The 8,217-nt window shown below is 61.2% G+C and carries 6 protein-coding genes; 4 read left to right on the top strand and 2 right to left on the bottom strand.

Translation table 11 applies throughout. The annotated features are described in order from the left end of the window. Positions 1-273: 273 nt before the first annotated feature. Both CQ12_RS20505 and CQ12_RS20500 read left to right on the top strand, forming a co-directional pair. The gene (locus CQ12_RS20505; RefSeq protein ID WP_198164208.1) at positions 274-1,836 is read left to right on the top strand and encodes a tetratricopeptide repeat protein; all 1,563 of its coding nucleotides are present in this window, start codon (positions 274-276) and stop codon (positions 1,834-1,836) included. A gap of 208 nt (positions 1,837-2,044) precedes the next feature. Next, positions 2,045-3,562: an SGNH/GDSL hydrolase family protein gene (locus CQ12_RS20500; protein ID WP_245310032.1), complete on the top strand. Its 1,518-nt coding sequence runs from the start codon at positions 2,045-2,047 to the stop codon at positions 3,560-3,562. Here the strand turns inward: CQ12_RS20500 and CQ12_RS20495 are convergent. Next, positions 3,514-4,701 carry a 6-phosphofructokinase gene (locus tag CQ12_RS20495; protein ID WP_057837087.1) on the bottom strand — a complete coding sequence of 396 codons (1,188 nt, stop codon included), beginning with the start codon at positions 4,699-4,701 and terminating at the stop codon, positions 3,514-3,516. The genes CQ12_RS20500 and CQ12_RS20495 overlap by 49 nt on opposite strands. 21 nt (positions 4,702-4,722) lie before the next feature. Further along, positions 4,723-5,868 (bottom strand): fructose-1,6-bisphosphatase, encoded by a 1,146-nt coding sequence (locus CQ12_RS20490; protein ID WP_057837086.1) that lies wholly within the window; start codon positions 5,866-5,868, stop codon positions 4,723-4,725. A 357-nt stretch (positions 5,869-6,225) separates the two neighbouring features. Here CQ12_RS20490 and CQ12_RS20485 point away from each other — a divergent pair, with 357 nt between their 5' ends. Beyond that, on the top strand, positions 6,226-7,407 hold the full coding sequence (locus CQ12_RS20485) for a hypothetical protein (RefSeq protein ID WP_157088350.1): 1,182 nt from the start codon (positions 6,226-6,228) through the stop codon (positions 7,405-7,407). Positions 7,408-7,692: 285 nt separating this feature from the next. After that, positions 7,693-8,205, top strand: a complete 513-nt coding sequence (locus tag CQ12_RS20480; RefSeq protein WP_245310031.1) for a hypothetical protein — start codon at positions 7,693-7,695, stop codon at positions 8,203-8,205. The last annotated feature ends 12 nt before the right edge of the window (positions 8,206-8,217 follow it).

Genomic DNA, 8,217 nt, shown 5'->3' with positions numbered 1-8,217 from the left:
GCAGACGTGAAGAAAACCCTTGCCAACCAGGAGCCGTCCACACATGGCCCATAGCGGACCGGTCCTCGTTATGAGTCATGTCCGGTGTTTAGGGCAACCGTAACATTGATGTTGCTGCGTCCGCAGTCCTCTGAGCCAAGCTTTGTGATTTAGATCACAGGGCTGGCTAATTGCCTCGATAAGTTTGCATTGCTTAAATGCTGGTTCCGACCAGGGCAGGGTAACGGGGACTTTCGCATGCTTCGCAAACTACTGTTTTGCCTTGCAACCCTTGTGATCGCTGCCCCCGCAGCCGCAGATGACGCGACGCGCTGCTCCCGCGAAACCGGCGAAGGCGCCATCGCTGCGTGCACGCGTGCGATCAACTCCAGCGCGGGGCGACCATCGGAAAATTACACCCATCGCGGCATTGCCTACCGTGACAAGGGCGACACCAACCGTGCCGTTGCCGACTACACCGAGGCGATACGGCAAGATTCCAAATATGCGCAAGCGTACTACAACCGTGGAAACGCCTACAGCGACAAGGGCGACACGGACCGTGCCATTGCCGACTACACCGCAGCGATACGGCTGGATCCCACGTATGCGGACGCGCACTACAACCGTGGGAACGCCTACAGCAACAAAGGCGACACGAACCGTGCCATTGCCGACTATACCGAGGCGATACGGCTGGCGCCCGCGTATGCGAACGCGTACTACAACCGGGGGAACGCTTACAGCAACAAAGGCGACACGGATCGCGCCATTGCCGACTATACCGAGGCGATACGACTGGATCCCAGGTATGTGAACGCGTACTTCAACCGGGGGAATGCCTACGGCAGCAAAGGTGACACGGACCGCGCCGTTGCCGACTACAGTGAGGTGATACGGCTGGACCCCACCTATGCGAACGCGCACGTCAATCGTGGACTGGCCTATGAGAAACTCGCCGATTTCGCCAAGGCGCGGTCTGACTTCAATACGACGCTCGGATTGGCGCAGGCCTCAAAATGGGCGCAGGACAAGGCGCGAGCGCGGCTTGCCCTCTTGCCGTCACCGCGACCTGCAACGGCGTCGCCCGAGAAAACCAACGTCGCTACAGCCATTGTTACGCCCACTGCACGGGTGTCGAACAATGATCGTCGCATCGCCCTTGTCATCGGCAATTCTGCCTATGAAAACGCGGCCGCATTGCCGAACCCGGTGCGCGACGCAGACCTTGTCGCCGACGTCTTGAAACGCACCGGGTTTGAAACGGTTACTTCGCTGACCAATCTCCGAAAGGACGCCCTGATCAGCGCGCTGCGCGATTTCGCAGCCCGCGCAGAAACGGCGGACTGGGCAGTCGTCTATTATGCCGGACACGGCATGGAAGTTGGCGGAATCAATTATCTCATTCCGACCGACGCCAAAATTGCCGCGGATCGCGATATCGGATTTGAAGCCGTGCCGCTCGAACAGGTTCTGAATGCCGCGGAGCGCGCCAGGAAACTGCGCCTCGTCATTCTCGATGCCTGCCGCGACAACCCGTTCGCCAACCAGATGAAGCGCACGCTAACCGTCGCGTCCCGTTCGGTATCGCGAGGTCTGGCCGCTGTCGAGCCCGAGGCGGGAACGCTGGTGGTGTATGCCGCAAAGGATGGCGAGACCGCGCTCGACGGCGACGGAACCAACAGTCCGTTCGCGTCTGCCTTCGTCAAAAATGTTCCAACGCCCGGCCTCGAAGTCCGCAGGCTCTTCGATTTCGTCCGCGACGACGTCATGGAAGCGACCGGTCGCAAGCAAAAGCCTTTCAGCTACGGCTCGATTTCCGGAAGGCAGGACTTTTATTTCGTGGCCGGCAAGTAACTTCGATACGAACTGCAACGCTATGCCGTCCACACATGATCCCTTATATGGGCTGTTCCTTGCTTATCCGTGCTGAAGACTTCACGGTAAACTGAGAACCGCCACTCGGCGGTTGTGCTAATTTCCCAAGACAAGTTCTGCGGATGTGGGGTCCAGGCGCATGCCAAAGGATCCAAAAAGGCCGAGCATCTTTACCGGGCGTGGTCGGATGATTGCGCTGGCCGTTGCGGCGGGATTGGTGCTGGGCATGGCCGGACCTTCCTCTGCACAGTTTTTCAATTTCGGCGGATATCAGCAGCGGCCGCAACCGCAACGCGGGGGCTGGTTTGGCAACGAACAACGCGGTGGCGGCTGGTTCGGCAACGACGCGTATGCACCGTACCAGCCGCAATACGCGCCGCCGCCTCGTTCGCGGCAAGCGCCCCAGGCGGCGCGCGAGGATTTTTCAAAGGCGCCGCCCCCCGAGAAGCGCAGCACCGTACCCGAGCGCCACATTCTTGTGCTCGGTGACTCCATGGCGGACTGGCTCGCCTACGGGCTCGAGGACGTCTATGCCGATCAGCCCGAGATGGGTGTGATCCGCAAACACAAGACAGCCTCCGGCCTGATCAAGTATCAGCCGAAGGGAACCCCGGCCGATTGGGCGGCCGCCGCCAAAGGCATTCTCGCCACCGAAAAAGCGGACGCCATTGTCGTCATGCTCGGACTTGACGACCGCGTCGCAATCCGAGAGCCGGCAGCCGATAAATCCGACCCCAAGCCAGGGGACAAGAAGGACGCCAGGGTCAAGCCCGACGGCAAGCCTTCCGGTGAAAAACCTGCGGCGAAGCCGGATGGCGCATCCAAGGCGGCGGATTCTGAGTTATCGCCGGACGATTCAGCCGACAACAGTGATGCGCGGCGGGCCACGGAAACGGAGAAGGGCGCGGGCTCGACGAGCGGCCTGCATGAGTTTCGCGAGAAGCGCTGGGTCGAACTCTACAGAGAAAAGATCGACGAGATGATCGGCGTACTCAAGGCCAAGGGGGTGCCGGTGCTGTGGGTGGGTCTGCCGGCGGTACGCGGCGCCAAAGCGACCGCCGACACGGCGTTTCTCGATACGCTCTATCGCGATGCGGCCGGCAAGGCGGGTATCACCTATGTCGATGTCTGGGACGGATTTGTCGATGAAGCCGGGCGCTTTTCACAGCAAGGTCCCGATTTCGAAGGCCAGATCCGCCGGCTGCGTTCCTCCGATGGCGTGTATTTCACCAGGGCCGGCGCGCTCAAGCTCGCGCATTATGCCGAGCGCGAAATCAACCGGCTGTTGGCCGCGCGTTCCGCGCCGATCGTGCTGCCCACCGAACCGGCGACCCCCGACGCCAGCGCGCGGCCGGATCAGCCGGCGCCGCGTCCGCTGGCCGGGCCGATCGTTCCGCTGAAGGCCTCTTCTGTCGGGACGGATCAATTGCTCGGTGCTCCCGGGTCGCGGCCGGTGGCGATCGATGCGCAGGCAGCACGGTTCTTGATCAAAGGCGAGCCGTTGCCGGCACCCGCCGGTCGCGCCGACGATTTTTCCTGGCCGCGACGCGAAATAGGACGTGAAGGGACCAAGGGTGAGACGCCAGTGGCATCGACATCGCTCGATGCCAACGCACAGGCGCCGGCGGTCTCGCCAAAGCCGAAAAAGCTGTCACCCTATGACGCGCGGTTGAGAAAGATCGGCAGCCCGCGCTTGTTGCCATAGATGGGGCGGTAGCGCTCCGTGTTGTACGTGCTGGCGACGTCCAGTTTTCGCGGCCCGAGCTTGGCCTCAGGGATAGGCACGAGGTCGTAGCGTCCCTCGACCAGCGCCGACATGAGGCCGGTCTTGCCTTCCAGGATGGCATCGTAGGCCATGTTGCCGAAAGTCAGGGCCACGAGCTTGTCCATGAAGTCCGGATTGCCCGATCGCAGGTCGTAGGTGAGGTCAGACGTGATCGTCTCCTCGCCAACGCGCCGCTTGATCTCGTCGGCGAGTGATTCCGCCACGCTCGCCTTCTTGCGATGGCCGTAGGCATCGGGCTCGCCGTATTCCTGCACCTCGTAGCCCTCCCACGCGGCTCCCTCGCTGAGCACGACCAGCGCATAGTTGCTTGGGTTGGCGCGTTTCTCCTCAAGGAGCAGCCGGATCAGCTTGTCGATATCGACCTTGTACTCCGGTATGACGCACCGTATCGAGGTGGCGTACGCGGTGTAGAGCGCGGTAAATCCGGCATCGCGGCCAAAGACGCGGAAGATGCCGATTCGCTCGTGCGAACCGACAGTGGTGCGCTGCCGCTGGATGGCGTCGCTGGCGCGCGTGATTGCGGTCGAGAAGCCGATGCAGTATTCGGTGTTGCGGACGTCATTGTCCATGGTCTTCGGAATGGCGATGATCTTGACGCCGAGTTCGTTGAGCCTGGCTGCGTAACTGAGCGTATCGTCGCCGCCGATGGCGATCAGGTGCTCGATGCCGAGCCCCGAGAGGTTGGCCAGCACCTGGCCAGTAACGTCCCACGTCCTGGTTGCGATGCCGCCTTTGGTGCTGGACGAGGCCGGAAAGTCCTTGCCTGCGAGATGATCCGGCAGCTTCTTCATCTTGGACGGATTGGTACGGCTCGAGTGCAGCACGGTGCCGCCGCTCCGGTCGATGGTGCGCGTATTGTCGCGGTTCAGCGGGATGATGTAGTGGGACCTCGAGGCCGGGTCCTCGAGGTTCACATGCGTGAGGGCCTCCCAACCACGGCGGAGGCCGACGACCTCGATGTCGTTCTCGCTGCCGCGATAGGTCACGCTCTTGATGACGGCGTTGAGGCCGGGAACGTCGCCGCCGCCCGTGAGAATGCCGATGCGCCTTTTTGCCATACCCACCTCGCGGGCGATCCCTTATTCGGCCGCTTCCGGCCTGCGCTCCTCGCGCACCTGAAAGCGCTCCAGCAGTGAGGACACGGTGTCGCGGAAGCCACCATACTCCAGCTCGGAATAGGGCAGCATCGCGGCGCCGGACCAGCCCTGGCTGCGCATCTCGATTGCCTTGCGCTGCGCGAGCCGACGGACCTCGTCCCACGCCGGGTTGTCGAAGAAATCGGTAAAGGACTCCGAAAAACGGCCGTCCTTGTCGATCGAAAAGCCGGTGCAGGAAACGATCGGCAGGCAGTACATGCCTGTCACCGCTGTGTTGAGTGGCACAGGCATGAGTGGCATCACGTGCGAGCCCCGCGCATCGCCGCCTACGAAGTGCGCCTTCGCGAACGGCGAGACGATTTCTTCGGGCGCCGGGAAAATCCCCTGGTTCCTGACGATCGCGACCGGATCGTCCTTGCCGGTGTACTTGCCTGCGATCGAGTGAAGACGTTGCGCCGAAACAGCGGCGACAACCTCGTTATGTGTTCGGGAAACGATGCGATCGATCCCGAAGCGCTCATTGTCGCGGAGCAGGGCCGCGATGTGGTAGCTGTCCGCGGGCGCGTCGAGTTCGATCACGCTGTCGCCGGCCGTATGGTCCATGTCGATGACATGGAAACGGAAGCCCTTGATCATCGGAGGAAGCATCAGCCCGGCGCAATACATGGGATCGGCGAAGGCGAGGTAGAGCGGCAGGTTGTAGGCGCCGGGGCCGCATTTGTCGGCGGCGAACACCATGAAGGACTCCGCGGGCCTCGGGCTCGAGAGGCTGTGGTCGAAGCTGAGTTCCGCGACGGCCGGTCCGGCGCCGCGAACATTTCCGGAAGGCGCGTCGACCAGAAGATCCTGACCGGCGCCGTAGAGGCCGGAGGTTTTCGCGATCGACGTAGCCGCGAGAAACGTCTTCCAGGCGAATTGATGTACCTCGACGTCCCCTTCGCCCCATGTGTGCGTCATGATGATCGCAATGTCGTCGCCGGTGTGGCAGACGAAGCCGTCGATCAGGAGACCATTGGCGATCGCCTTGCCGACCTCGCGATCGACAGTCGCCATCATCCGTGAAGACGGTTTGGTATGGCCCCCGATAGAGCCGACGTCAGCCTTAATGACCGAAAGAGTGAGTCTCATGAGCGTTTCCTCCGACCAGCGCAGCGCAGCGCCTCGGCGTCTGTGCTTGCTGCGCCGGGGCGACGGCGCTGCTCATTCGCGAAACAGAACGTCTGAGGTTCCGTTAGGTTCCACAAATGACCTTCTCGGAAAGCGCGGGCTCATTCCCGGTAACCGGATCATGATCACCCTGGTGATTATGGATTCACGCAAGGCGTCACCATACCCGAACGGGTGTAACTGATATCGTGCCTATCGCCCGAACGTTTGCTGTCCGAATTGACGACTCGGCTTTTGGCGTGCCGAGGTGACATTCTCTCTTGAGTGCGGGAGGCGTCCGTCCGGTCGGCGCGAAGCAATTTCGGTGGGGCGACAGTCATGTATCATCGGAGTGCACAGGACCCTGTTGTCGTTGGTCGCAAGGGTATGCTCGGGCACGATTTGCCGGACTCGTGGTGGCTTTCCGCGGATTCATCGCCTCGCTTTTTGGCCCACACCGGAGATAACAGCGCCGGCGATGGCGGCAAAGGTCATTTTGCCGGGAGCCTGATCAATGGCAGCTACGCTGGTTTCGAGCCGCTCAACGTGGCGTGGCCGGGTGTCCATGCAACGGCCTTCGCCCTTCAGACGAACGTCGCCTACTTTGATCAGTCTGCGACCCAGTTCGCCGGAGTTGGTGGTGATGGCGGCAATTGGAATGCCGCATCTGGTGGAAGCGTCGGCGCGTTCGGGCCTGCCGGCTACGGCATGATTGGAACAGGTAACAACGGCGCCGGCAATGGCGGCGATGGCTACTTCTCCGGATCAATGGTGCATGCTCCTGTCGCGATCTATAACCCGGTCAACATTGCTGTGGCCGGCCCCCATGCGACAGCCGACGCCCATCAGACGAACGTTACCTATTTTGATCAATCCGCGACCCAGATCGCGGGAGTTGGTGGTAGCGGCGGCAATGGCAATGCCGCATCAGGCGGAAACGTCGATGCGTCCGGGTCTGGCGCCTCGGGCGCGATCAGTACAGGTGAGAACAGCGCCGGCAACGGTGGCGATGGATACGCTTATGGGGGGCTCGTTCACGCGACCTTTGCGTTTTACTATCCGATCAACATCGCGGTAGCGGGATACAATTCCACGGCTCACGCCGAGCAGACAAACGACGTGGTGTTCGATCAATCCGCTGTTCAGACGGCCGGCGTCGGCGGTGATGGCGGGAACGGCAATGCCGCGATTGGCGGCAGTTCGGACATTTTCTCTTCTATCTTCGAATTGATTGGCTCTGACGTCATCGCGACCGGCAACAACAGCGCCGGCAACGGCGGCAACGGCCATTTTGCAGGAAGCCTGGTCGACATCGACGTGGCCATCTACGCGCCGATCAACATTGCGGTCGCCGGCTACAATTCAACAGCCGAGGCTCATCAGAGCAACAATGTCGTGTTCGATCAGAGCGCGATCCAGATCGCTGGAATCGGTGGCGACGGCGGCAACGGCCATGCTGCGCTCGGCGGCGATTTCGCCATGGACCTGTTGTCGGATCTCCACTTGCTGGATCACGCCTAGAGCTTGTTCCGTTTCGGTAGAATCGAAACGGGGTTATCGAGTTTCTGACGTGTTTTCTTGACGCGAGCCCACCCTGGAGCAAGCCCAGGGTGGGCTTTCGTTTGAAGACGCTCTGGAGGCATTGGAGCTGTCCGGATTCCGACAGCGAGAGCGTAGCACTTCGGACGTACACGTCGCTTCGGGTGGCATCAGCTTTGGCAGCTAGATCGATCCGGCATCCAAATCCAAGATCGTTGCTGTCCACATGGGGACGCACAGTGTGCAAACCAGCTCAGGGAGACTGACATGACAATGGCAAAGGCATCGTTTCCTTCCGACACGATCGTGATCAAGGCTTCGACCGGCGGCAACAACGCAGGCAATGGTGGAGACGGCATCAACAAGGGTGATATCACCAGCAAGCCCAGTATCGAATTCAATCCGTACAACAAGGCCGATGGCGCCAACGTCGACGTCAAGACCGGCGACCACGTTTATCAGAAGGCCTATTGGGACGCCGGGGGCGCGAATGCGAAGGCGCAGAAGCATTCGAAGGCGGAGGGCGGAAAGGCCGTATCGAATGGCGACCAGAAGTCGGACAGCGGCCACAACAAGTCCGACGTGGACGCCGATACGTCGGCCTATCAGAAGAACTACCTCAAGGCGGACATGAGTCAGAACGTGTGGGCCGGCGTCGGCGGCAATGGCGGAGACCACAACACCGCAAAAGGTGGTGACGTTGATGTCACTATCCTGAACGACTCGCTCAACAGTCACGAGACCTACTATATCGAAGATTCAGGCATGGGCCACGGCTGATCGACGCTTCCG

This window comes from Bradyrhizobium jicamae, assembly GCF_001440395.1.
Lineage (GTDB): Bacteria > Pseudomonadota > Alphaproteobacteria > Rhizobiales > Xanthobacteraceae > Bradyrhizobium > Bradyrhizobium jicamae.
This window is presented reverse-complemented; position numbering and strand designations above follow the sequence as displayed.